Origin of the sequence: Curtobacterium sp. 314Chir4.1 (genome assembly GCF_900215175.1) — a bacterium.
Lineage (GTDB): Bacteria > Actinomycetota > Actinomycetes > Actinomycetales > Microbacteriaceae > Curtobacterium > Curtobacterium pusillum_A.
The window spans coordinates 382,216-407,348 of record NZ_OCMI01000003.1 but is presented as its reverse complement, the minus strand read 5'-3'; the positions used below and the strand labels follow the sequence as shown (position 1 = coordinate 407,348).

At 72.2% G+C, this 25,133-nt stretch carries 22 protein-coding genes; 10 read left to right on the top strand and 12 right to left on the bottom strand.

Translation table 11 applies throughout. The annotated features are described in order from the left end of the window. The first annotated feature begins 117 nt into the window (after positions 1–117). Positions 118–1,200, top strand: a complete 1,083-nt coding sequence (dapE, locus tag CRP27_RS10870; protein ID WP_097180676.1) for a succinyl-diaminopimelate desuccinylase — start codon at positions 118–120, stop codon at positions 1,198–1,200. Next, entirely contained in the window at positions 1,185–2,429 is a 1,245-nt protein-coding gene (locus CRP27_RS10865) for a hypothetical protein (RefSeq protein ID WP_097180675.1), read from the top strand. Before dapE ends, CRP27_RS10865 begins: the two co-directional genes overlap by 16 nt. Here the strand turns inward: CRP27_RS10865 and CRP27_RS10860 are convergent. Then, positions 2,408–3,583: an AI-2E family transporter gene (locus tag CRP27_RS10860; RefSeq protein ID WP_097180674.1), complete on the bottom strand. Its 1,176-nt coding sequence runs from the start codon at positions 3,581–3,583 to the stop codon at positions 2,408–2,410. The two genes, CRP27_RS10865 and CRP27_RS10860, sit on opposite strands and share 22 nt — an antisense overlap. Positions 3,584–3,710: 127 nt before the next feature. Here CRP27_RS10860 and CRP27_RS10855 point away from each other — a divergent pair, with 127 nt between their 5' ends. Next, a complete protein-coding gene (locus tag CRP27_RS10855) occupies positions 3,711–3,881 on the top strand; it encodes a DUF3117 domain-containing protein (protein ID WP_017887054.1) in 171 nt (56 codons plus the stop codon). A 98-nt stretch (positions 3,882–3,979) separates the two neighbouring features. Further along, positions 3,980–4,702 (top strand): AAA family ATPase, encoded by a 723-nt coding sequence (locus tag CRP27_RS10850; protein ID WP_097180673.1) that lies wholly within the window; start codon positions 3,980–3,982, stop codon positions 4,700–4,702. A 4-nt stretch (positions 4,703–4,706) separates the two neighbouring features. Here CRP27_RS10850 and CRP27_RS10845 read toward each other — a convergent pair whose 3' ends face one another. After that, entirely contained in the window at positions 4,707–5,339 is a 633-nt protein-coding gene (locus tag CRP27_RS10845) for an O-methyltransferase (protein ID WP_097180672.1), read from the bottom strand. A gap of 64 nt (positions 5,340–5,403) precedes the next feature. On the opposite strand from CRP27_RS10845, the gene CRP27_RS10840 reads away from it, so the two are divergent. Continuing rightward, a complete protein-coding gene (locus CRP27_RS10840; RefSeq protein ID WP_079238437.1) occupies positions 5,404–5,772 on the top strand; it encodes a twin-arginine translocase TatA/TatE family subunit in 369 nt (122 codons plus the stop codon). Between the two features lie 92 nt (positions 5,773–5,864). On the opposite strand, the gene CRP27_RS18590 is transcribed toward CRP27_RS10840, so the two are convergent. From CRP27_RS18590 to CRP27_RS10820, 4 genes are all read right to left on the bottom strand, one after another. Next, positions 5,865–7,154, bottom strand: a complete 1,290-nt coding sequence (locus CRP27_RS18590; RefSeq protein ID WP_217990728.1) for a carbohydrate-binding protein — start codon at positions 7,152–7,154, stop codon at positions 5,865–5,867. A 316-nt stretch (positions 7,155–7,470) separates the two neighbouring features. After that, positions 7,471–8,631, bottom strand: a complete 1,161-nt coding sequence (locus tag CRP27_RS10830; RefSeq protein WP_097180670.1) for an Mrp/NBP35 family ATP-binding protein — start codon at positions 8,629–8,631, stop codon at positions 7,471–7,473. Beyond that, a complete protein-coding gene (locus CRP27_RS10825; protein WP_176505557.1) occupies positions 8,624–9,175 on the bottom strand; it encodes a DUF1003 domain-containing protein in 552 nt (183 codons plus the stop codon). Before CRP27_RS10825 ends, CRP27_RS10830 begins: the two co-directional genes overlap by 8 nt. Continuing rightward, entirely contained in the window at positions 9,159–10,478 is a 1,320-nt protein-coding gene (locus tag CRP27_RS10820) for a CBS domain-containing protein (RefSeq protein WP_097180669.1), read from the bottom strand. The genes CRP27_RS10825 and CRP27_RS10820 overlap by 17 nt, the downstream gene beginning before the upstream one ends. Positions 10,479–10,562: 84 nt before the next feature. Here CRP27_RS10820 and CRP27_RS10815 point away from each other — a divergent pair, with 84 nt between their 5' ends. Continuing rightward, a complete protein-coding gene (locus CRP27_RS10815; RefSeq protein WP_097180668.1) occupies positions 10,563–11,492 on the top strand; it encodes a general stress protein in 930 nt (309 codons plus the stop codon). A 162-nt stretch (positions 11,493–11,654) separates the two neighbouring features. Here CRP27_RS10815 and CRP27_RS10810 read toward each other — a convergent pair whose 3' ends face one another. Next, positions 11,655–12,143, bottom strand: coding sequence for a GNAT family N-acetyltransferase (locus CRP27_RS10810; RefSeq protein WP_097180667.1), 489 nt, complete (start codon positions 12,141–12,143; stop codon positions 11,655–11,657). Positions 12,144–12,152: 9 nt separating this feature from the next. Beyond that, a complete protein-coding gene (locus CRP27_RS10805) occupies positions 12,153–13,637 on the bottom strand; it encodes an aminopeptidase P family protein (protein ID WP_097180666.1) in 1,485 nt (494 codons plus the stop codon). A gap of 70 nt (positions 13,638–13,707) precedes the next feature. On the opposite strand from CRP27_RS10805, the gene CRP27_RS10800 reads away from it, so the two are divergent. Further along, entirely contained in the window at positions 13,708–14,580 is an 873-nt protein-coding gene (locus tag CRP27_RS10800) for a PHP domain-containing protein (protein ID WP_097180665.1), read from the top strand. Positions 14,581–14,665: 85 nt separating this feature from the next. Here the strand turns inward: CRP27_RS10800 and CRP27_RS10795 are convergent, their stop codons facing one another. Further along, complete coding sequence (locus tag CRP27_RS10795) at positions 14,666–16,144, bottom strand: DEAD/DEAH box helicase (RefSeq protein ID WP_097180664.1); 1,479 nt, start codon at positions 16,142–16,144, stop codon at positions 14,666–14,668. A gap of 91 nt (positions 16,145–16,235) precedes the next feature. Between CRP27_RS10795 and CRP27_RS10790 the strand changes: the two genes are divergently transcribed. Then, positions 16,236–16,952 (top strand): ferritin-like fold-containing protein, encoded by a 717-nt coding sequence (locus tag CRP27_RS10790; protein WP_255257545.1) that lies wholly within the window; start codon positions 16,236–16,238, stop codon positions 16,950–16,952. 29 nt (positions 16,953–16,981) lie between these two features. Here CRP27_RS10790 and CRP27_RS10785 read toward each other — a convergent pair whose 3' ends face one another. After that, positions 16,982–17,278, bottom strand: a complete 297-nt coding sequence (locus tag CRP27_RS10785; protein ID WP_097180663.1) for a hypothetical protein — start codon at positions 17,276–17,278, stop codon at positions 16,982–16,984. A 4-nt stretch (positions 17,279–17,282) separates the two neighbouring features. Further along, positions 17,283–17,507 (bottom strand): DUF3107 domain-containing protein, encoded by a 225-nt coding sequence (locus CRP27_RS10780; RefSeq protein ID WP_079239209.1) that lies wholly within the window; start codon positions 17,505–17,507, stop codon positions 17,283–17,285. A 127-nt stretch (positions 17,508–17,634) separates the two neighbouring features. Between CRP27_RS10780 and CRP27_RS10775 the strand changes: the two genes are divergently transcribed. Both CRP27_RS10775 and CRP27_RS10770 read left to right on the top strand, forming a co-directional pair. Beyond that, positions 17,635–20,790: a UrvD/REP family ATP-dependent DNA helicase gene (locus CRP27_RS10775; RefSeq protein WP_176505556.1), complete on the top strand. Its 3,156-nt coding sequence runs from the start codon at positions 17,635–17,637 to the stop codon at positions 20,788–20,790. Then, on the top strand, positions 20,787–24,026 hold the full coding sequence (locus tag CRP27_RS10770) for an ATP-dependent DNA helicase (protein WP_255257544.1): 3,240 nt from the start codon (positions 20,787–20,789) through the stop codon (positions 24,024–24,026). The genes CRP27_RS10775 and CRP27_RS10770 overlap by 4 nt, the downstream gene beginning before the upstream one ends. Before the next feature lie 90 nt (positions 24,027–24,116). Here the strand turns inward: CRP27_RS10770 and CRP27_RS10765 are convergent, their stop codons facing one another. Beyond that, positions 24,117–25,115, bottom strand: a complete 999-nt coding sequence (locus tag CRP27_RS10765) for a phosphotransferase (RefSeq protein WP_097180661.1) — start codon at positions 25,113–25,115, stop codon at positions 24,117–24,119. Between the last annotated feature and the right edge of the window lie 18 nt (positions 25,116–25,133).

The window sequence follows — 25,133 nt, the reverse complement described above, 5'->3', positions numbered from 1 at the left end:
AACGCACCACGCGCCTCCAGGCCGGTCTGGAGGCACGCCACCTGTGGACGGACAGCGGACCTTCCACAGGTGGCCGACTCGGCGGAGCCCGCAAGGGTCGGCCGGTAGGCTTCCCGCATGCCGGAGCAGCTCGACCTCACCGCCTCGTCCATCGACATCACCCGTGCCATCTGCGACATCGAGTCGGTGTCCGGCAACGAGGGACCGCTCGCCGACGCGATCGAAGCGGCGCTCGCACCGCTCGCGCACCTCGAGGTGGTCCGCGACGGCGACGCGATCGTCGCCCGCACGAACCTCGGCCGGGACCGCCGCGTCGTCATCGCGGGGCACATCGACACCGTGCCGCTGAACGACAACCTGCCGACCGAGTTCCGCACCGCCGACGACGGCACCGAGATCCTCTGGGGTCGCGGCACCGTCGACATGAAGGCCGGTGTCGCCGTGCAGCTGAAGCTCGCGTACGACCTCGCCGCGCCGAGCGTCGACGTGACCTGGGTGTTCTACGACCACGAGGAGGTGAGCGACTCGCTCAACGGCCTCGGTCGTCTTGCCCGGACGCGTCCCGAACTCCTCGCGGGCGACTTCGCCATCCTGGGGGAGCCCTCCGGTGCGCAGATCGAGGGCGGCTGCAACGGCAACCTCCGCGCCGAGATCCGCACCTTCGGCAAGCGGTCGCACAGTGCCCGGAGCTGGATCGGCGACAACGCGATCCACAAGGCGGCGCCGATCCTGGCCACCCTCGCCGCGTACGAGCCCCGCACCGTCACGGTCGACGGGCTCGAGTACCGCGAGGGCCTCAACGCCGTCGGCATCTCCGGTGGCATCGCCGGCAACGTCATCCCCGACGAGGCAATGGTGCACGTGAACTACCGGTTCGCCCCCTCACGCAGTGCGGACGAGGCCGTCGCCCACATCCGCGAGCTCTTCGACGGCTACGACGTGCAGATCGTCGACCTCGCCGCCGGTGCCCGTCCGGGGCTCGACGCTGCGCTCGCGCAGGACTTCGTCGCCGCTGTCGGCGGCCCCGCGCCCCGCCCGAAGTACGGCTGGACCGACGTCGCCCGCTTCTCCGCCCTCGGGGTGCCCGCCGTCAACTACGGTCCGGGCGAGCCGGTGTTCGCGCACCACGACGACGAGCAGGTCCCCGTCGACCAGATCACCTCGGTCGAGGACGGTCTGCGTCGGTGGCTGACGGCCTGACGACGGCCGGGTCCACCCGGCTGAGCCCTGCCCGCGCCCGGTGGCACGCCCGCTACCGGGTGGTGCCGTGGTGGGTGCGGATCACGGTCGTCTACGTGCTCGCGCGGGTCGTCACGGGTGTGATGCTCTCGGCGTTCGCGAGCGTCCAGGCCGCGAACTCCTTCACGGTGCAGCGCCCGGGGCTGCTGTCGTTCTCGTCGATCTGGGACGGCGCCTGGTACCGCGTGATCGCGGCGAGCGCGTACCCGTCGACACTGCCGGTGGACGCCGCCGGGCACGTGACGGAGAACGCGTGGGCGTTCATGCCCGCGTACCCGTTCCTGGTGCGCGGGCTCATGGCGTTGACCGGAGCCTCCTTCGAGCTCGTCGCGGTGTCGGTCTCGCTCCTGTTCGGCTGGGGTGCCGCGCTCGTCTTCCGACGGCTGATGGGCAAGTTCCTCGACCCGGCGCGGGCGACGTTCGCCACCGTGCTGTTCTGCGTCGCGCCCGTGGCCGTGATGTTCCAGGTCGCGTACGCGGAGTCGATGGGGATGTTCCTGCTCCTCGTCGCCCTCGTCCTGATGGTGGAACGCCGCTGGTGGACGATGCTCCCCGTCGTGCTGCTGCTCGGGATGACCCGGCCGACGGGACTCGCCTTCGCGTTCCTGGTCGTGCTGTTCCTCGGCGCCTGGTTCGTCCGCCCGGCGTGGGTCCGTGAGCCCGAACCGCTGACCGTCCGGCGGTTCCTGCCGCCCGCCGTCGTGGCGGTCGTCTCCGGGCTCGTCGGGCTCGCGTGGCCGGCGATCGCCTGGGCGGTCACCGGGGTGCCGAAGGCCTACACCGACACCGAACTCGCGTGGCGCTCGTCCTACATCGGCTGGAAGGAGCTCGTGCCGTTCGCCCCGTGGATCCAGGGGTTCGGGTGGTGGTTCCGGCAGCCGGCCGGCGGGATCCTGCTCGCCGTGGTGGTCGTCGGGTTCGCCGCGTTCGTGTTCATGCCGGCGGCGCGGCGGATCGGTCTCGAGCTGCGGCTCTGGGGCGTCGCCTACGTCGTCTACCTGATGGCGGTGTTCTTCCCGCAGTCGAGCACCTGGCGCATCCTGCTGCCGATCGCGCCGCTGCTCGGGATCGTCGCACTGCCGCGGTCACGGGTGTACCGCGTGGCGGTCGTCGTCGTGTGCCTCGCCCTCCAGTGGGTGTGGCTGTACTACTGCTGGTGGGTGGACGGCTACGACTGGACGCCGCCGTGATCGGTGTTCGGCCCGGCTGGCAGCGCTGACGGCGCCGAGTCCTCCGGGCGCCACGCTGCCGCGGCCGTGACCATGGAGTTGACGGTGGCGATGAACGGCACCGCGAAGAACGCCCCGACCACGCCGGCGATCGTGGTGCCCGCCGTCACACCGAGCACGACGCCGAGCGGGTGGACCTTGACCGCGCTGCCGGTGAGGAACGGGTGCAGCACGTGGCTCTCCAGCTGCTGCACGAGCACGACGATGCCGAGCATCACGAGCGCCGGCACCCAGCCGTTGAACACCAGGGCGACCAGGACCGCGACCGTCCCGGCGACGATCGCGCCCACCACGGGCACGAACGCTCCGAGGAACACGATCACGCCGATCGGGATCGCCAACGGGACCTGCAGGACGAGCGCGCCGATCACGACACCGAGGGCATCGGTGACGGCGACGACGAGTTGGACCCGGATGAAGCTCGTGAGCGTCTTCCAGCCGGCCTGCCCGGCGATCTCGAGCCGCGGGTGGGCACGGCGGGGGAACAGCCGCACGACCCAGGCCCAGATCCGCTGTCCGTCGATGAGCACGAAGAGCGTCGTGAACACGATGATGAAGAGGCCTTCGAGAGCGTGCACGGCACCGGACCCGGCTTCCTGGAACCCGGACAGGATCGACGACGCGTGCGACTGCAGGTAGCTCGTGCCCTCGGACACCCACCGGTTCAGCTCCGACGCGGTGATGCCGAACGGCTGGCTGTCCAGCAAGGACTGCAGCGACCGCACCGTGTGGTGGAGTCGCTGCTCGAGCGACGGCAGGTCGTAGCGGATCTGGGCCGTCACGACGAGCGCGATCGCACCGATGACCAGCACGATCGCCACGAAGCACGACAGCACCGCCAACCACTTCGGCCAGCGGTGCCGCTGCAGGAAGGCGGACATCGGCGCGAGCAGTGCGCAGAGCAGCAGGGCGACCAGGAACGGCACCACGATGTCCTGCAGCAGGACCACCAGGGCGACGACCACGGCCAGCGCCGCGCCGACGACGAGCAGGCGCCAGGAGAACGCGCCGGCGACGCGCATGCCGATCGGGACGGCCTCGTCCGCAGGGTCGACGGCGGCCCTGCCAGCCCGGTCGATCGGCTTCGGACGGCGCGTGGAGCGGATGTTCGGCACGCGCCAAGGTTAGGAATCCGAGCCGCGAGAACGACCCGATTCGCCACCCCCAACCTGGGCGGTTTCGCAGTTCCCCCATCGATACGAGATAATGAGCGGGCATGTACTGCGCGAAAGGGGACATCTGATGGCAGCCATGAAGCCGAGGACCGGTGACGGGCCGATGGAGGCTGTTAAGGAGGGTCGACTCATCATCGTGCGGGTTCCGCTCGAAGGTGGAGGCCGCCTGGTCGTCTCGGTCAACGATGCCGAGGCAAAGGAACTCCACGACGCACTCGCTGAGGTCGTCTCGGCCTAGTACGTCGAAGCACCGAACGGGGAAGCCCGGAGCGCGTACGCTCCGGGCTTCCTCGCGTCCCGGGCCACCCTGTCGGTGCCGTCCGGCAGGATGGGCGGGTGCCACGGACCCGCCTGCCGATCCGCCGCGTCGAGGAGTACGCGCCGGACCCCCTGGTGCGCGATCAGTGGCCCGCGACCCTCGCGCCCGTTCGGCAACTGCTCGACGACGGCCTCGACCTCGACCCCGTGACGGTGTTCGTCGGCGACAACGGCGTCGGCAAGTCGACACTGGTCGAGGCGATCGCACTCGCGTTCGGGATGGGTCCGGAGGGCGGGTCGACGATGTCCGGCCACACCACCCGCGCGACCGAGTCGCAGCTCTGGGAACACCTCGTGCTCGTGCGGGAGCCGGGCGCTGCGAAGGGTGGGTTCTTCCTGCGCGCCGAGACGATGCACGGACTCTTCACGTTCCTCGAGGAACACCCCGGCCCCCGACCCGAGCCGGTCTTCCACGAGCGCAGCCACGGTGAGTCGTTCCTGGACTTCGTGATCGACCGCTCGCAGTGGCCCGGGCTCTGGATCCTCGACGAACCCGAGTCGGCGTTGTCGTTCTCCGGCTGCCTGGCCCTCATCGGCCTGCTGCAGTCCATCGTCGAGAGCGGCACCGGCCAGGTCGTGCTGTCGACGCACTCCCCGGTGCTCGCGGCGTTCCCCGGGGCCACCATCCACGAGGTCGGGGAGTGGGGCATCCGCCGCGCCACCTGGGGCGAGCTGGACCTGGTGCGGAACCAACGGGCGTTCCTGGAGTCGCCGGAGCGCTACCTGCGCCACCTCGGCTGAGCGACTACGCCGACACCTTCGTCATCTGCAGCAGCCCGTCGCCCGCCGGCGACAACGCGCTGATGACCGCACCCGAGGTCGACACCTCGGTCAGCAACAGTCGGAAGTCGGTGGTCGCCCGGTCCCGCTTCACCGGGTCGGCGACCCGGCCACGCCAGAGCGCATGCGGCACCAGGACGGTCCCACCGACGCGCGCGAGCCGCAGCCCGTGCTCGACGTACTCGATGACGTGCTCGGGGTCGGCGTCGACGAGGACGACGTCGTACGAGGCCTCGTTCATGCGCGGCAGCACCTGGTTCGCGCGGCCGGGGATGAGCCGGATGCGGGCGGGTGCGGTGCCGGCGGCGATGTAGGCGTCGCGGGCGTACTGCTGGTGGTCGACCTCGACGTCGATCGTGGTGAGGGTCGCGGTGGGCGCACCGCCGAGCAGGTACAGCCCGGAGACGCCGAGTCCGGTGCCGATCTCGATGATGCTCGTCGCCCGCGATGCGGCGGCGACGACGCCGATCTGCGCACCGATGGCGGGGGAGATCGCCTCCACCCCGAGCTCGAGGGAGTGCTCACGAGCACGGGCGATCACCTCGGACTCCGAGACGATGTCCTCGGCGAACTTCCAGTTCGACTCTTTCTCTGACACGCACACTCCGTTCGGATGACAACTCTACGGGTGCGGCGCAGTGCGGACGGGTTACGCTCGTACCGTGTTCGACGGCTTCGAGAAGTTCCTGGTGATCGGGATCATCGGCGTCCTCCTGCTCGGACCGCAGCGGCTGCCGATGTACGCCCAGAAGCTCGCCGAGTTCGTCAAGGCCGTCCGTCGCTTCGCCGACACCGCGAAGGACCGGATGCGCGAGGAGATGGGCCCCGAGTTCGACGAGGTCGACTGGCAGAAGCTCGACCCGCGGCAGTACGACCCACGTCGGATCATCCGCGATGCGCTGCTCGACTCCGGCGGCAGTGCGGCGGCCGTGCAGACCGCGCAAGTCACCGCCTCCAACGTGCGCGCGACGGCACCGGTGGTGCCCCTCGCCATCGGCGAGGCCGCGCCGTTCGACGCCGAAGCAACCTGACGAGGGCGACCCACGCCCGTCACGTGACCGCATGACGGACTGGAGGCGCGGTGCCAGCTGGCACCGCGCCTCCAGGCATTCCGTGGTGGCGACTACTTCAGGTCGGCGATGAAGCGGTCCGTCCAGGCCAGGGCCGGCGCGCCCGGGACCGAGCTGCAGGTGGACATCGCCGTGGTCGAGGAGCACGGGGTGTCGCGGTCGAGGGACCAGTAGTGGATCCCGGCGAGTCCGTTCGCCTTGGCGTAGGCGGACAGGGTGTCGACGTCGGCGAGGGTGAAGACCTCGTCGGTGGCGTCGTTCACGCCGATCATCGGGGTGACCTCGATCTTCGACGGTGCGATGCCGTACGTGTGCTCGAGGTTCGTCACGGCCTGGATCGAGGACTTGCCCATCTCGCAGGTCGAGCCGGACAGGACGCAGTTCGCGGTCGTCGCCCGGCCGAAGTCCATCGTCATGAGGTTGACGGTGTAGTTCGTCAGCGTCGACGCCTTGATCGCCTTGACCGTGGCGTCACCGGTGCTGTTCAGGCCGCCGAAGCTCCCGTCGCTGGCGGCGAGGGTCGCGAGGGTGAAGGAGAAGCGGAGGCCCGGGTACTTCGACTGGGCGAGGGCCGCGGCGTTCACGAGGTTCTGCACGTCGGCGGCGGACTGCCCGCTCTCGATGTCGAAGTCGACGCCGATCATGTGCGGGGTGGCGTACCGGGCGATGAAGCTCTGCAGCGCCGTGCCGGAACACTTGAACGACCCCGCTGCGCCACCGGTGCTCACGATGTAGTTCACGCCCGCGGCGTCGAGCTTCGGGATGTTGGCGCTCGCGAACGCGTCCGCGGCGACACCGCCCCAGTTCTCGCTGCCGCAGGTGCCGGTCGCGAAGGCGAGGGTGATCGCCTTGAGGCCGGGCTCCCGGGTGGACACGAGGCTGTTGCTCGACCCGACCACCGGGATGCGCGTGCCGGTGACCGCGGTGTTCATGACGTTCGTGTTCCAGTCGAGGTTCACGGTGACGTCCTTGTACGGGCTGAACACCAGGCCGCTGGCGGTGCCCCCGCTGCCGCCCGTGCCCGGGGTCGTGGTGCCCCCGCCGGGGGTGGTCGTGCCGCCTCCACCCGTGCCGGTGCAGGCGCCGGTGGAGGTCCACGGCTGCCCGCTCCCCGTCGCCCCCGAGTGCGTCGCGGGCTCGTCGCCCTGCGTCCACCAGTTCGCGGTGTAGTTCGTGCCGTTCTCGCTGACCGTGGCGCCGCCGGTGTAGGCGGTGCCGGCGCTCCAGGCCGTGGCACACGACGGGGTCGCGGCCAGTGCTGGTGCTGCGGCGAGTGATCCCCCTGCGATCGTCGCCACGACGGCGGCCACAAGGCCGATCCGTACCCGGGTGTTCTGCTGCACGCGGTTCTCCTGTCCTCGGCCGGACGTCGTCGTCCGACGGATGGGACCCCTGCGACCTGATTTCGCAGGAGCATTGTGGAATACCCCTGCATATTGCTCTCGGGTGGAACGACCTGTCCATGAAAGGACGTACAGGTGTGCGTGCAGTGGACCGGCCGCGGTGTGTCGGTGCGTCGAGACGCCGCAAGCGCTCCGAGACGCGCTCGACGCGTCGAGACACCGCCGGAACCGGCGGCGTCTCGGGAGCGGGACGGTGTCTCGTGCGAGCGCCGGAGTCTCGACCCGACGAGACGCCCGCGTGTTCATGCACCCGACTCTACGACAGCGTCAGCCCGAGCTTCCGGCCGGCGAGGCCTCGGCCCATCGTCGTGATCCGCTCCGCGATCGCTGCCAGTGCCGACGCTGCCGGGTCGTCGGGTGCGCCGAGGACCACCGGCACCCCGGCGTCCCCGCCCTCGCGCAGCGGCACGGACAACGGCACGCTCCCGAGCACCGGCACGGGGGAGTCCTGGTCGCGCGACAGCCGACGAGCCGTCTCCGCCCCGCCGCCCTCGCCGAACAGGTGCAGCACGCTGCCGTCGGGCTGCACGAGCCCCGCCATGTTCTCGATGACGCCGACCACGCGCTGCCCGGTCTGCCGCGCGACGATCCCGCTCCGTTCGGCCACGTCGGCGGCGGCCGCCTGCGGGGTGGTCACCACGAGGACCTCGGCGTGCGGGAGCAGCTGGCCGACCGAGATCGCCACGTCGCCGGTGCCGGGCGGCAGGTCGAGCAGCAGGACGTCGAGGTCCCCGAACCAGACGTCGGTGAGGAACTGCGACACGGTCCGGTGCAGCATCGGCCCGCGCCAGGACACTGCGGTCGAGGCGTCGTCGACGAACATCCCGATCGACACGACCTTCACGTCGTGGGCCACCGGCGGCAGGATCATGCTGTCCACCCGGGTGGGGCGCGGTGCGACGCCGTTCGCGTCGGTGAGGCCCATCAGCCCGGGGATGCTGAAGCCGTGCACGTCGACGTCGACGATGCCCACCCGCTGGCCACGTGCAGCGAGCGCGACGGCCAGGTTCGCGGTGACCGTCGACTTCCCGACGCCGCCCTTGCCGCTCGTGACGGCGATCACCCGCGTGAGCGAGTCCGGTGTGAACTGCACACCCTTCGGCCGGCCGGCGCGGAGCCGTTCGGTCAGCGCGGCGCGGGTCGCCGGGGCCATGACCGACACGTCGACCGCCACGGCGGACACGCCGTCCACGGAACCGGCGGCGGCGCGCACGTCGCGCTCGATGGTGTCGGCGGCGGGGCACCCCACGATCGTGAGCTGCAGGTCGACGCGCACCGTGCCTCCCGGCTGCACGTCGACACCACGGATCATGTCGAGCTCCGTGACGGGCCGGCGGATCTCGGGGTCGATCACGCGGCCGAGCGCAGCGAGGACGGCGGAGCCGAGCCGTTCGTCGGGGGAGACGGCCTCAGCCACGGGCGGTGCTGCCGGACTCGTCCGCGAAGCCGGCGTCCTCCGTGTCGCGGCGGTCGAGCTCCTCGAGCAGCGACCGGATCTCGGCGCGGATGAAGTCCTTCGACGCCATGTCCCGCATCGCGAGACGCAGGGCCACGACCTCGCGTGCCAGGTACTCGGTGTCCGCCAGGTTCCGCTCGGCCCGCTGCCGGTCCTGCTCGAACTGCACGCGGTCGCGGTCGTCCTGTCGGTTCTGGGCGAGCAGGATCAGGGGTGCCGCGTACGACGCCTGCAGGGAGAGCACGAGGGTGAGGGCCGTGAAGCCGATCGCCGCCGAGTCGAACTGCCACGACTTCGGGGCGAGCGTGTTGTAGCCCATCCAGACGACGCAGAACAGGGTCAGGCCGACGAGGAACCACGGCGTGCCCATGGCACGAGCGATGCCCTCGGTGGCGCGGCCGAACGTGTCACCGCGGCCTGAGCGCCGTCGGGACGGGAGGACACGCGTGCGCATGCCCTTCGGAGCGTCGAGCCGCTCCTGGCGGTTCTCATCCGTTCGGGCCACGGGTGGTCCTCCTTCCCGTCGTCACGGGCGTCTTGCGCGGGCGTTGGCGTGGGAGCGGTGAGTGTTCCCCCTCGCCCTGACTTCGCCAGTCGTCCGGCAGGACGTGGTCGAGGACATCGTCGATCGTCACCACCCCGACGAGTCGGTGGGCGTCGTCGACCACGGGGACGGACAGCAGGTTGTAGGTCGCCATGATGCGGGTGACCTCGGCGGCGCTCGCGTCGACCCGGACCGGTTCGGTCTGCTGGTCGATGAGGGTGCCGAGCCGCTCGTTCGGCGGGTAGCGCAGCATGCGCTGGAAGTGCACGAGGCCGAGGAACCGGCCGGTGGGCGGCTCGTACGGCGGCAGCGTGACGCAGACCGCGGCGCCGAGCACGGGGGCGAGTTCGTGGCGCCGCACGAGCGCGAGCCCCTCGGCCACCGTGGCGTCCGCGGAGACGATGACCGGCTCGGTCGTCATGAGGCCACCCGCGGTGTCCGGCTCGTACTCGAGGAGCATGCGGACGTCCTGCGCCTCCTCCGGCTCCATGAGCTCGAGGAGCGCCTCGCTCCGTTCGTCGGAGAACTGAGCGAGCACGTCGGCCGCGTCGTCGGGCTGCATGTGGTCGAGGACGTCGGCGGCGCGGGAGTCGGTGAGTCGGGTGAGGATCTCGATCCGCTCCTGGTCGGGCATCTCCTCGAGCACGTCGGCGAGACGGTCGTCGGGGAGTTCCTCGGCGACCTCGAACCGTCGTTCCTCGGGCAGGTCGAGCAGCGTCGACGCGAGGTCGGCGGGCAGCAGGTCGGAGTACGCGGCGATGACGTGCTCGGCGGACTGGGCCTCGCCGGGGAGCTCGTCCTCGGTGACCTCGTTCCAGGTCGCGAACGTCGTCGGGCCCTTGCCGAACGGCGACGGCGTGGTCTTCGGCTTGCGGAGGAAGAGCTGCGACACCTCCCAGTCGCCCTGCCCGCGGTCCTCGATCGCGACGTCCTCGATGGTGGCGCGGATGCGCTCCTTCTTGATGAGGACCTTGCGACCGAGCATCTCGGCGATCACGCGCACCTCGCCACCGCGCTGCTCGAAGCGGCGCATGTTGACGATGCCCGTGGTGATGACCTGTCCGGCGCCGATCGAGGTGATCCGGCCGATGCTCACGAAGATGCGGCGTTTGCCCGGCACCTCGACGATGAGTCCGACGACGTGCGGGGCGTCGACACGGCGGTACACGACGAGGACGTCGCGCACCCTGCCGACGCGGTCGCCCGCGGGGTCGAAGACGGAGCACCCGGCGAGGCGGGCGACGAAGACCTTCGTGGCGCTCACCCGACCCAGCGTAGTCGGTGTGCATGGGGGTTCTTCCCTGTGTGTGCACGTGCGATTGCAAGGTGTTCGGTGAATGATGGCTGGGTGAGCAATCAGAGCCCCTTCGCCGGCAGGACCGCCCAGGCCTTCCCGACGCTGCCCAAGGGCGACGTCCTCGGCACCTACGACAGCTACCCCGACGCCCAGCGCGTCGTGGCGAAGCTCGCCGAGGCCGACTTCCCCGTCAACCAGCTCTCGATCGTCGGCAACGACCTCAAGACCGTCGAGCGGGTCACGGGCAAGATGACCTACGGCCGCGCCGCCATCGCCGGCGCGCTGTCCGGACTCTGGCTCGGCATCTTCTTCGGCATCGTGCTCACCCTGTTCTCGCCGAGCGCCGGCGGGCTCATCCTCGCCGCCGCCATCATCGGCGCCGCGTTCGGCATGCTCTACGGCATCGTCTCGTTCGCGATCACGAAGCGGCAGCGGGACTTCACGAGCGTGCACCAGGTGCTCGCCACGAACTACCAGATCGTCGTCGAGCCGCAGCTCGTGGGCCAGGCCCGTCGCATCCTCGGTGAGGCCGGGCTCGCCCCCGCCACGCACTGGAACCCGGGGACGCCGGGTGCACCGGGACCGCAGAGCGGCCCTGGCGCCGGCTTCCAGGGCCAGCAGCCGCAGCAGCCGTGGCGTCCGGGACCGGCCGGTGGGCAGGTACCGCCCCAGCAGTCGCCGTACGGCGGCCACGCGACACCCCACCAGCAGCCTGGAGGCACGCAGCAGCCCGGCACGTCGGCGTCGGGTCCGCAGGCGGGTGCGCCCTCGGGCACGCCGCGCTACGGCACGAACGACGGGCCCCGGTACGGGGAGACGCCGTCCACGGCGCCGTCCTCGTCCGAGACTCCGGCGGCCGTGCCGCAGCCCCGAGCGGACGAGCCGCCGCGCTACGGCGAGCGGGTGACGGGCGCGACGCCGACGTCCGCGCCGCCGACGTCCTCGTCCTCGGACGAGTCGAAGGACGACGATCCCCGCTGACCCCGCGTCGGACGAGGCGGACGAGGTCGGCGAGGTCGCAAGACACGCCACTCACGTCCGCCGAGGTCGCACGAACGGCCGCTCCCCCTCGCGGGGAGCGGCCGTTCTCGCGACCTCGGCAGCCGCCCGGGGCGCCCCCGGGGCGCCCCCGGGCGGAACGGGCTACAGGACCTTCGAGTAGCAGATCGAGGTCGGGACCCCGACGTAGGGGCCGAAGTTCGCGATGCGGCCGAAGCCCTCGCGCTCGTAGAACCCGATCGCACGCTTCTGCTCGTTGCCCGTCTCGAGCACGAGCGCGGGTGAGCCGAGGTCGAGGGCGGCCTCTTCCAGCCGACGGAGCAGCGCCGCGGCGACACCCGCGCCCCGGGACTCCGGCCGGACGTACATCCGCTTGATCTCCGTGATGCCGTCCTGCACGACGCGCAGGCCCCCGCAGCCGAGCGGGGTACCGTCCTCGTCGCGCGCGAGGAAGAACACCGCGATCGACTCGGCAGTGGGCTTCTCGCCCGGCTCGGTGTCGCCGCCGTACGCACGATCGATCTCCAGGCGCTGCGCGGCACGGAGCCGTTGCGCGTCCGGGGAGTCGAAGTGCTCGACGTCGATCGAGAACGCGCTCTCGCTGGGGCTGGGGGAGACCTCCGGTGTCGTCACACGCTCAGGCTAGCGGCCGGAGCGGGCGATCCACCCCTCCACTTCCGAGGGGGTCCGGGGGATGCCGACCGACAGGTTCTCGGCGCCGTCCTCGGTCACCAGGATGTCGTCCTCGATGCGGACACCGATGCCGCGGAACTCCTCGGGCACGGTGAGGTCGTCCTGCTGGAAGTACAGGCCGGGCTCGATCGTGAAGACCATGCCGGGCTGCACGATGCCGTCGATGTACATCTCGCGGCGGGCCTTGGCGCAGTCGTGCACGTCGAGGCCGAGGTGGTGGCTCGTGCCGTGCACCATGTACCGGCGGTGGAACTGGTTGTCCTGCTGGAGCGATTCCTCGGCGGTGCCGGGCAGGAAGCCCCACTCGGCGGTCTTCCGGGCGATGACCTCCATCGCGGTGGCGTGCACCTGCCGGAAGGTGATGCCGGGCTTGACGATCGCGAAGGCCGCGTCGGCTGCTTCGAGCACGGCTTCGTACACCAGGCGCTGGACGTCGGTGAAGGTGCCGCTGACGGGGAGTGTGCGCGTGATGTCGGCCGTGTAGAACGAGTCGACCTCGACACCGGCGTCGATGAGGATCAGGTCACCCGGCTCGACGGCACCGTCGTTGCGGGTCCAGTGCAGGATGCAGGCGTGGTGACCAGAGGCGGCGATCGTGTCGTAGCCCACGGTGTTGCCGTCGGCCCGGGCACGGCGGTTGAAGGTGCCCTCGACGATGCGCTCGCCACGGGGGTGCGCCAGGACCGCGTCGAAGTCGGCGATGACGTCGTCGAACCCGGCCTTGGTGGCGTTCACGGCCTTGCGGAGCTCGTTGACCTCGTACGCGTCCTTCACCAGGCGGAGCTCGGAGAGGTCCCGCGCGAGGGCGTCGTCGGTCGCGGGCACACCGTCGGTCTCGGGCGCGCCGCCGACCGGGCCGCCCAGGCGCTCGTCGAGCGCACGGGTGAGCTCGGTGTCGGCGTCACGGACGAGCAGCGCCGAGGCGTCGAGGCCGGCCGTCACGGTGTCGAACGTGCCGAGGTCGGCCGTCGCGAGCCCGAGGTCCGCGGCGACCTCGTCGAGGGAGGGGCGCGGCCCGACCCAGAACTCACCGATCTCGGGGTTCGCGTAGAACTCCTCGGAGTCGCGACCCGCGGTGGCGCGGAAGTAGAGCGTGGCGTCGTGCCCGGAGCCGTTCGGCGTCATCACGAGCACGGAGCCGACGACGGTGTCGGTGCCCCAGCCGGTGAGGTGCGCGAACGTGGAGTGCGGGCGGAACGGGTAGTCGCAGTCGTTCGAGCGCACCTTCGCCTGGCCCGCCGGCACGACGATGGTGCGACCGGGGTGCAGCTCGGAGACCTTCGCGCGGCGCTCGGCGGCGAAGGCGGCCTGCTCGCGCGGCTCGGGCAGCGGACGGTCACGGTCGGCCCACTGCGAGCCGATGTAGTCCTTGAACGTCGAGGATCCGGGAGTCGTGGAACGGTTGCTCGTCGCGCGGGGAGTGGTGTCGGACATGCCCCCATCATCGCACCGCCCGACGGCGGGCGGCCTGTGCGCCCGCTCACCTGTGGATACCATTGGCCACGTGCCCGATCCGTTCATCGACCTGCACGCGCACTCGAGCGTCTCCGACGGCACCGAGCGACCCGCGGACCTCGTCCGGGCGGCAGCAGCCGCCGGGCTGGACGCCGTCGCGCTGACGGACCACGACACGACGGCGGGATGGGCGGAGGCGACCGCGACCGCGCGTGCCCTGCCGCTGACGCTGCTCCCGGGGCTCGAACTCAGCACCCGCGTGGGGTACCGCAGCGTCCACGTCCTCGGCTACCTGGTCGACCCCGAGCACCCGGGACTCGTCGCCGAGACCGAGCGCATCCGTGACGGCCGACTGTCCCGGGCACGGCGCATGGTCGACCGCATCGGCCGCGACCACCCGATCACCTGGGACGACGTCATCGCCCAGGCCAGCGAGGGCGCGACGATCGGTCGCCCGCACATCGCCGACGCGCTCGTCGCCCGCGGTCTCGAGTCCGACCGCAGCGCGGCGTTCCGCGGGATCCTGCACCCGGCCTCCGGGTACTACGAGCCGCACGAGGCACCGACCCCGCTCCGGGGCGTCGAACTCATCCGACAGGCCGGCGGTGTGCCCGTGATCGCACACCCGGCCGCGTCGTCCCGTGGGATCGTCATCGACGAACCCGCCCTCCGCGAGCTCGTCGAGGCCGGACTCGGCGGCCTCGAGGTCGACCACCGCGAGAACCTCGCCCACGGCAAGCGCACCCTGCTCGACTGGGCAGCGCGCTACGACCTGTTCGTCACCGGTTCGAGCGACTACCACGGCACCGGCAAGCCGAACCGGCTCGGCGAGCACCGCACGGCCCTCGCCGCGTTCGACGCCATCCGCGCCGAGGCGACGGGCAGCGCGCCCGTCGTCGGCGCCGGCAGCCGCCTGGCCTGACCCGAGTCTCGGGCCAGCGCGGCTGGTTGGGCGGGGACGACGAAGGGCCCGTCGCGTCAGCGACGGACCCTTCGTCCTGGAGGCGCTACTCGCCGTCCGACGTGCCCTGCGGCGCCGAGGCGGTCGCCTCGGACGACCCGGTGCCGGCACCGCGACGACGGCGACGCCGGCGACGCTTCGCCGCTCCGTCGCCGGACGCGGCCTCGGTGCCCTCGGCACCAGCGGACTGCGGAGCCGTCGACTCGGAGGCCGTGGCCTGCGAGGCGGGCTGGTCCGTGCCTCCGGTCCGGGTGCGGGTCCGAGGGGGACGCGAGCCGCTGCGCGGACGGTCGCCCGTCTTCTTGTCGGCGGGGCCACCGGCCGAGGCCGCGTGCGCGGACGCACCGGGGAGACGGCCCTTGGTGCCCTTCGGGATGTCGAGCTCCTCGAACAGGTGCGGCGACGACGAGTAGGTCTCGACGGGCTCGGGGATGCCGAACTCGAGGGCCTTGTCGATGAGCGTCCACTTGTGCAGGTCGTCCCAGTCGACGAACGTGACCGCGATGCCCGTCTTGCCGGCACGGCCGGTGCGGCCGGCGCGGTGCAGGTACGTGTCCGGGTCGTCCGGGATCGTGTGGTTGATGACGTGCGTGACGTCGTCCACGTCGATGCCGCGGGCCGCGACGTCGGTCGCGATGAGCACGTCGCGCTTGCCGGCCTTGAAGGCGGCCATGGCGCGCTCGCGCTGCTCCTGGTTGAGGTCACCGTGCACCGCTGCAGCGTTGAAGCCGCGGTCCTTCAGCTCCTCGACGAGCTTCGCCGCGGCGCGCTTCGTGCGGGTGAAGATGACGGTCTTGCCGCGACCCTCGGCCTGCAGGATGCGGGCGATGACCTCGTCCTTGTCGAGCGAGTGCGCGCGGTAGATGACGTGCTTGATGTTGGCCTGCATGAGGCCCTCGTCCGGGTCGGTCGCGCGGATGTGCACCGGGCGGCTCATGAACCGGCGGGCGAGCGCGACGATCGGCGCGGGCATCGTGGCCGAGAACAGCATGGTGTGCCGGACCTCGGGGATGGCCTGGAAGATGCGCTCGATGTCGGAGAGGAACCCGAGGTCGAGCATGCGGTCGGCCTCGTCGAGCACCACTTCCTGCACGTGGGACAGGTCGAGGAGCCGCTGGCGCTGCAGGTCGATGAGGCGACCGGGCGTGCCGACGACGATCTGGGCGCCGGCCTTGAGCTGCTCGATCTGGCCCTCGTACGCCTTGCCGCCGTAGATCGACACGATGGTCGTCGGGCGGTTCGAGGTGGCGAGCTCGAGGTCCTCGGTGACCTGGACCGCGAGCTCACGGGTGGGGACGACCACGAGGGCCTTCACACCGGGTGCCGGGTCGGCGCCGAGTCGCTGGATCAGGGGGAGTCCGAAGCCGAAGGTCTTGCCGGTGCCCGTCTTGGCCTGGCCGATGATGTCCTGGCCGGTGAGGGCGAGCGGGATCGTCTGCTGCTGGATCGGGAAGGGCTCGAGGATGCCCTTCGTCGCGAGCGCGTCGACGATGTCCTGCTCGATGGAGAGGTCTGCGAAAGTCAAAGAATCACCTTAGTTCTGGTGGAAGTCCCGACCAGTCTACCGACGGGCCGGTCGGGCGGGGCGCGGGGTGGTTCCCCGCTATGCTCGTCGGGTGGTGTCGTGGTGGAACCGGAAGCGCGCGGCGGAACTCGCGTCCGCGTGGCTCGCGTCGCGGAACCCGCGGAACGCGTCGCCCGTGGAACGCCTGCAGCTGGACGACGTCACCCCCGAGCTCGACGTGTACCTCGGCCAGGCCGCGTACCTCGAGCTCTCGCTCTACGAGACGATGGGCCGCGCAGGAGCCGGTGCCCCCACCCTGTCCGGACGCCTCGTCACCGGTGTGCTGGCGACGACCGCCCTCGAGCGGCACCGGACCATCGTCGCCGAGATCGAGCGGACCGGAGGCGACCCGGCCGCGCTGATGGCTCCCCACCGGGAGGCGATCGACCTGTTCCTCGAGCGGACCAGCGGCGCGGACTGGTACGAGTCGATGCTCACCGGCTACGTCACCGCCGGGATCCTCAACGACCTGTTCGGCTCGCTGCTCCGGTCGCTGCCCGCCGAGGTCCGGCAGCGCCTGAAGACCGTGTTCGACGCGCGTGAGGAAGCCGCCGTGGTCGAGGAGCTCTCCGCGCGCATCGCCGACGACCCGACCGTCGGATCGCGGCTGGCGATGTGGGGTCGACGGCTCGTCGGGGACACACTGCTCGTCGCCCGGTCGGCGCTCGCGTCCCACGCGCGTGAGGACCAGGAGCGCCTCGAACCCGTCTGGACCGAGCTCATCGCCGCGCACACGCGCCGGATGGACGCGCTGGGCCTGACGGCCTGACGCACGCCGGGTCGGCACCGGCCCTGGTGTCAGGCGCCCTGCGCCTTCACACGCTCGTAGTACGCCGTGTCCGCAGCGGTGCGGCGCTTGCCGAGCACCCACTCCGCGACGAGGGCGACCACGCCCGCGCCGACGAGGGTGACGACCCAGATCCAGGTCGCGTCGTACTGCCAACCGATCCAGGTCAGGGCTTCCCACAGGACCGCGGCGACGATGCCGCCGACCGCCGGCCCGAGGAGGGAACCGCGGCTGGAGCGCCAGGGCACGACGACGTGCGCGACGGCCCCGACGATCAGGCCGCCGAGGACCGCGAAGAGCAGTTCCACGTCGTCAGGCGACGAAGCCGATGCGACGGGCCTCTTCCGCGCCGACCTCGACGTACGCGAGCGAGGCGACGGGGACGATGAACCGACGGCCCTTCTCGTCCTGGAGGGAGAGGTGCGTCGACTTCGCGTCGAGGGCCTGCGAGACGGCCTGCTCGATCTCGTCGGCGGTCTGGGCGGTCTCGAACGCGATCTCGCGCGGGCTGTTGGTGATGCCGATCTTGATGTCCACGAGCACAGCGTATCCGAGCGGTCCACGGGGACATCGGACGTTCGCCGCAGGCGCACTGGTCGGGGATGCTGCGCGGTGTCGGTCGTGGCGCGTGCCCGGTGTCGGTCGCGGCGGTTACCGTACGAGGGTGCCCCAGACGACCCTGACGCCCGCTCCCGAGGCCGTCGGCGTCGCGCGGGCACTGGTGGCGGATCCGTCCCAGGCGGCGGTGCTCGAGCTGCCGGACGACCGGCACGCGGCCGTCATCGGCGCCCCGGGGACCGGCAAGACCACGACCCTCGCCCGACTCGTCGCCGCGCGGCTCACCCGTGCCGACGCGATCTCGCCCGACGGGCACGCCACCGTCCTCGCACTGACGTCCGCGCGCACGGCGGCGACCGCGCTCCGGGACCGCCTCGCCTCCTCGGTGGAGCGCGTGATGCCGGGGGCGCTCGCCCGGACCGTGAACTCCCTCGCGTTCCAGGTCGTCGCCCACGCCGCGGCGGTGCAGGGGCAGGAGGCCCCGACGCTCCTCACCGGCGGTGAGCAGGACCGGATCATCGCCGACCTGCTCGCGGGGCACGAACTCGACGGCACCGGCCCGGAGTGGCCCGCCCCGATCACCGAGGTCGTCCGGGAGCGCGCCGGTTTCCGCACCGCGCTCCGCGACGTGATGATGCGTGCCGTCGCCGCCGGGGTCGAACCCGATGACATGCGCGAACTCGGGGACGACACCGGCCGGCCGGAGTGGCGTGCCGTCGGCGACTTCGTCGACGAGTACCGCGCCGCCGTGACGTCCTTCCGTGCCACGAGCCTCGACGCGGCCGAACTCGTCGCCTACGCCGCCGCCGCGGTCCTGCGCGGCCAGGTGCCCGCGAGCGTCGCCGCCCTCCGGCTCGTCGTGGTCGACGACACGCAGGAGCTGGTGGAGGGGGAGATCGCCCTCCTCGGCGCGCTCGCCCGGTCCGGCGTGCAGGTCGTCGCGTTCGGCGACCCGGACATCGCTGCCTCGGCGTTCCGCGGCGCCGAGCCCGACGTCCTGGGGCGGTTGGCCGTGCGGCTCGGCGTCGACCGGGTGGACGAGCTCGTGCTCACGACGGTGCACCGGCACGCCGAACCCATCCGCACGCTCGTCTCGGGCATCACCGGGCGCATCGGCGCCGCGGCAGCCGGACGCCAACGGACCGCCACGGCCACCACGACGGACGCCCGGCCGGACGCGGTCGTGCACCTCGAGGGGGCGAGCCGAGCCGCGCTCGTGGTGGCGGTCGCCCGTCGACTCCGCGAACACCGCCTGCTCGACGGGGTCCCGTGGCACCGGATGGCCGTCGTCACCCGCAGCGGCGCCGCGATCCCCGAGCTCGTCCGCGCACTCTCGGTCGCCGAGGTCCCCGCGACCGCCGGCGCCGCCCCCGTCCGGCCGCGCGACGACACCGCCGCCCGCGCGCTGCTCGACGCGGCCGCGGTGTCCCTCGGGGTGCTCCCGCTCGACGCCGGGCTCGCGACGTCCTTCGCGACCGGACCGCTTGGCGGCCTCGACACCCTCGCGATGCGGCGGCTCCGGCTCGCCCTGCGGCGGGAGGAGCTCGCCGGGGGCGGGACCCGGACCGCCGACGAACTCCTGGTGGACGCACTCGGTGCACCCGAGCGCCTCGCCACCGTGGACGCCGGCTTCGCCCGCCGCGCGACCCGCCTGGCCCGCAGCCTCGTGCAGGCCCGGGCGGACGCCGACGCGGGCTCCAGCATCGAGGAGATCCTCTGGGGCCTCTGGGAGCGCAGCGGGCTCGCGGGCACCTGGGGCGGGCAGTCCGCAGCCGGGGGCGTCGGCGCTGCCGAGGCGGACCGGCACCTCGACGCGGTGGTCGGGCTCTTCACCGCGGCGAAGCGCTTCGTCGAACGCACTCCGGACGCCCCCGCCCGGGTCTTCGTCGACGACCTCCTCGGCGCGGACCTGCCCGAGGACTCCATCGGCCCGGACCGCACGGCCGGACGGGTCCGCGTGCTCACCCCGTCCGCCACGATCGGGCTCGAGTGCGACGTCGTCGTCGTGCTCGGGCTGCAGGACGGCGTCTGGCCGAACACCCGGGTCCGGGGCAGCCTGCTCGACCCGGACGGGCTCGTCCGCGCCGCGGCCGGGATCCACCAGACGACGATCGACGACCGCGCCGCCGTCATCGCGGACGAGCTCCGGCTGTTCGCCCGCGCGGTGTCCCGGGCGACCACCCAGGTCGTCATCGGCACGGTCGCCAACGACGACGAGGCCCCGTCCCCGTTCGTCCGCCTCGTCCCGGTGCCGCCCGACCGGCAGCCGACCGTGCACCCGCTGTCCCTCCGTGGCCTCGCCGGTTCACTGCGTCGCCGCGTGGTGGCGTCGGGTGGCCACGAGGCCGCCTCCGCCCTCGCCCGCCTCGCCGAGGCCGAGGTGCCGGGTGCCGCACCGGACGACTGGTACGGACTCGCCGAGCCCTCGACCGATGCCCCCCTCGTCGACCTCGCCGCGGCTCCCGAGCCCGCGGAGGACGGCGGGGAACCCGTGCCCCCGACGGTGTCCGTGTCGCCGTCCCGCATCGGCACCTACGAGGAGTGCCCCGTCCACTGGTTCGTGCAGACCTTCGGGGGCAGCGCCCCGAGTCCCGCGATGGGCATCGGGACGATAGTCCACGCGGCGATGGAGCACGCGACCGAGGTCGACGTCGAGTCGCTCTGGCAGCACGTCGAGGGACGCTGGGACGAACTGACCTTCGAGTCGCCGTGGGTCGCCGACCGGGAACGCGCCCGCACCCGCCGGATGATCGAGGGGCTCAGCGACTACCTCCGGACCTTCGCGAGCGCCGGGCGACGGCTGCTCGGTGCGGAGACCTCCTTCGCCCTCGTGACCGGTCCGGCCCGGATGCGCGGCAGCATCGACCGGATCGAGGTCGACCCCGACGGCCGGGTCAGCGTGGTCGACCTGAAGACCGGACGATCGATGCCGAGCGAGAAGAACGACATGCCGGAGCACCCGCAGCTCGGCGCCTACCAGCTCGCGGTCGAGGACGGCGCTGTCGAGGGCGTCCCGGCCGGCTCCGAGATGGCGGACGCCCGGCTCGTCTTCGTGCAGAACCCCCGCGGTGGACACGCCTACTCCGAGCGGACGCAGCAGGCGTTCGACGACGATGCCCGGGACGCCTACCGGCAGCGCCTGCACACGGTGGCGACGGGCATGGCGGGCCGGACGTTCCTGGCGAACGTGGACGACCACTGCGAGAAGGCCCGCACGGGCGTCGAGTGCCGGATCCACGTCGTGGGCGAGGTGACCTGGTGACCGGGGAACAGGTGCTGCAGCCGTCCGACGACGTCCTGGTCGAGGCCCCTCGCCACGACGCGGACACGATCGCCGACGCCCTCGGTCGTCCCCGGCCCACCCCGCAGCAGCGCGCCGTCATCGAGTCGCCGCTCGCCCCCGCGCTCGTCGTCGCCGGGGCCGGCAGCGGGAAGACCGAGACGATGGCGTCCCGCGTCGTGTGGCTGCTCGCGAACGGCATGGTGCGCCCGGACGGCATCCTCGGCCTGACCTTCACCCGCAAGGCGGCGGGGGAGCTCTCGGTCCGGATCAACGACCGGATCCGCGCGCTCGAGGACGTCGGCCTGCTCGACGCCGGCGACGCGTTCGAGGCGCCGACGGTGTCGACCTACAACGCGTTCGCCAACTCGGTCTTCCGCGAGAACGCCCTGCTCGTCGGGCGTGACGGCGAGTCCCAGGTCCTCACCGAGCCGTCCGCCTGGCAGCTCGCGCGCCGGGTCGTCGTCGCCGCACGGGACGACCGGCTGGCCGGGCTCGACCGCGACGTCGACACCGTCACCGCGGCCGTCGTGGCGCTCGCCGGAGCGGTGTCCGAGCACCTCGTCGAACCCGAACGGCTGCGGCGGTTCGCGATCGAGTTCGCCGGGCTGCTCGAACTCCCGGGGAACAACCGCGGCGCGCCGTACAAGGCGATCACCGACGCCGTCGCCGCGATCGGTGCCCTGGAACCCCTGGTCGACCTGGTCGAGGAGTTCCGGCGGCAGAAGGTGGACCGCGGCTTCGTGGAGTTCTCCGACCAGATCGCGCTCGCGCTGGCCGCCGCCGAGTCCGCGCCGCGCGTGGTCACCGACCTGCGCCAGCGGTACGGCGTCGTGCTCCTCGACGAGTACCAGGACACCTCGGTCGTGCAGACGCGCTTCCTCGCCCGGCTGTTCCGCGGGCACCCGGTCATGGCGGTGGGCGACCCGCACCAGTCCATCTACGGGTTCCGCGGCGCGAGCGCGGCGAACCTCGCGCGCTTCCCGCGGGACTTCGGGAGCGACGGTGAGCAGCCCGTCACCTTCGCGCTCTCGACGAGCTGGCGGAACCCGGTCGACGTCCTCGCCGGGGCGAACGCCGTCGTCGCGCCGCTGTCGGAGGCGTCCGAGGTCGACGTCGAACGGCTCGAACCACGCCCAGGGGCCGACGCCGGCACCGTGCGCGCGGTGTTCCCGGAGACCCTCCCGGAGGAAGCCGCCGCCGTCGCGCGGTGGTTCGCCGACCGCCGCGCCGCGGACCCGAAGGGCTCGATGGCGCTGCTCCTGCGCTCCCGGAAGGACCTCGCCGCCTTCACCGGTGCGCTCGGCGACCACCGCGTGCCGTACCACGTGCTCGGGACCGGTGGGCTGCTCCAGCGGCCGGAGATCGTCGACCTCGTGGCGTGCCTCCGCGTGCTGCACGACCCGGCCGCGGGCAACGACCTCATCCGCGTGCTCGCCGGCGCCCGCTGGCGGATCGGTGCCGCCGACATCGCCGCACTGCACGCCCTGGCCCGCTGGTTGTTCGGACGCGACCACACCCAGCAGCGGCTGGACGACGACCTGACCGCGGCGTTCCGGGCCTCGGTCGCCGCGGGGGAGCACGGCTCGATCGTCGACGCGCTCGACTTCGTCGCCACCGCCCCGGACGAGCACGGCGCCCTCGCGGACATCAGCGACGTCGGGCGCCGACGGATGCGGGAGCTCGGGAAGCAGCTCGCCGCCCTGCGGGCACGGGCCGGCGGGGACCTGGTCGACTTCGTCACGCTGGTCGTCCAGGAGATGCGGCTCGACATCGAGGTCGCGGCGCACGAGCAGGGCAGCGGCGCCTTCCTCGACGCCTTCGTCGACGAGCTCGCCGGCTTCGTCACGACCGACGACCGTGCCGACCTCGGCGCGTTCCTCGGCTGGATCGACGCGGCCGCTCGACGTGACGACATGGGCCCCCGGTCCGAGGAGCCCGAGGCCGGCACGGTGCAGATCCTGACGATCCACGGGTCGAAGGGTCTCGAGTGGGACGCCGTGGCGGTGCCCCGGATGGTCGAGGGCGGGCTGCCGGCGCGTCCGCAGGAGGGCTCCTCGGGCTGGATCGGCTTCGGGCGCCTGCCGTACGAGTTCCGCGGCGACGCCGACGAGCTCCCACGGCTGGACTGGCGCGGACACGACTCGCAGAAGGACGTCACCCTCGCGATCGACGCCTACAAGGAGCAGGTCAAGGCCCGCAACGAGGACGAGGAGCGCCGTCTGACCTACGTCGCCCTCACCCGCGCGAAGCACGACCTGCTCGTCACCGGGTCGTTCTGGGCCGGTGGCGTCCGGCCGACCGCTCCGAGCCGGTACCTCCACGACCTGGTCGAGGCGGGCGTGGTCGACGGTGCCGCCGTGCCCGAGACGACCGAGCACGAGGAGAACCCCCTCGGCGACGCCGGCGCGACGCAGTCCTGGCCGCACGTGCCGTTCGGACACCGTGCCGCGCGGGTCGCCGCCGCCGCCGACCGCGTCCGGAACGCCAACCCGGGCGCGTCCGGACGCTTCGCCGCGGACATCGACCTCCTGCTCGCCGAACGCGCCGCGAACCGGTCCGCCCGGCACACCGTCGTCGTCCCGCACCGGGTACCGGCGTCCGGCTTCAAGGACTACCTCTCCGATCCGGACACCGTCGCCGAACGGCTCCGCAGGCCGATGCCGGAGCGGCCGTACCGGGCGACGCGCCTCGGCACCCTGTTCCACCAGTGGGTCGAGCAGCGCGCGCGGAGCGGCGGCTCGCTCGAGACCCTCGACGCGTGGGACGGCGAGCTCGACCTGGACCCCGAGGACGTGGTCGACGCCTCCGCCGAACCGGTCGTGACCGACGACGACGCCCGCCGACTCGCTGACTTCCAGGCGACCTTCGCCCGGTCACGCTGGGCCGGTCTGACCCCGATCGAGGTCGAGCGGGAGATCCACATCCCGTTCCTCGGCCACAGCGTCGTGTGCAAGCTCGACGCCGTCTACGAGATCGACGGACGGGCCGAGGTGGTGGACTGGAAGACGGGCAAGGCGCCGACGGGCAGCGACGACCTGGCGAAGCGACAGCTGCAGCTCGCCCTGTACCGGGTGGCGTACGCCGAGTTCACCGGGCGGCCGCTCGACGAGGTCGACGCGGTGTTCTACTTCGTCGCCGACGACCTCGAGGTCCGTCCGACCGAGTTGCTCGACCGTGCCGGGCTCGAGCGGTCCTGGCGCGACGCGATCGGCTGACCACGCGACCGTCTGCCGGACGCGACCGGCGAGGCGGGGCCGCGCCGTGCCTCCAGGCCGTCGACCGTCAGCGCGACGCGACGCGCGCGCTCAGCCGTGCCGACGTTCGGTCGACGACAGCAGCTGCTCGACCTCGCCGATCTCCATCGTCTCGGGGGAGACCGACTGCAGCGGCGCCGCACTCGGCGTCTGCACCGCGTCGACCAGCCGGTGCATCATCGCGACCGCGTCGTCGACGACCTCGGTGCTCTTGGCCTGCACGCCGTGCAGCAGCCACTGCGCCGTCTCGAGCTCGTGGTGGACCCGGGCGCGCTGCGCGAGCTGCCGGTCACGACCGCCGCCGTTCGCCTCGTACGCGCTGAGGACGGCGTCGAACGCGTCCTTCCGGCCGGAGAGCACCCACGCGAGGTCCTTCGCCGGGTCACCGAGCCGCAGCTCGCCCCAGTCGATGACCCCGGAGACCGCGTCGCCCTCGACCAGGATCGTCTCGGTGCCGAGCGAACCGTGCACCACGGTCGGCGTGAACTGCCACAGCTGCTGGTCGCGCGCGGCACCCTCCCACCGCTCCTTCAGCGCGGCGGGCACGAGCTTCGTGGCGACCGCCCGGTCCATCACGGAGACGGCGGAGCGGAGCACCTCGAACGGGGTGAGGGACGGCAGACCGGCGTCGGTGACGAAGCTGGTCGGCAGCTGGTGGATGGCCGCGACGGCACGGCCGACGCTCGTGGCGAGCTCTGGTCGCTCGACGAGCGCCTGCATGGTCGGGTGCGAGCCCGGCAGGTAGGTGGTGACGATGGCACGGGTCGATCCGATCGGCGCCTGTCCGCGGTACTCGGCCACGGCGAACGGGAGGCGCGTGCGGATGCCGGCGCTCAGCGCGCGGATCGCGACGAGGTCGGCTGACTGCCGCGCCTCGGCACGCTGGTTGCGCGGTCGCCGGATGGCCGTCTCGACGCCGTCGGCGTCGCGGAGGACAGCCGACTCGTAGTCCCCGGACGCGGCCGAGCCGAGCGTGCGCGTGCCGGTGACGAGGAGGCCTGAGACGGCCGTCGTCGCCAACGCGGCTAGAGTGAACTGGGATCCCGCCATGCCCCTCAGGGTAGGTCC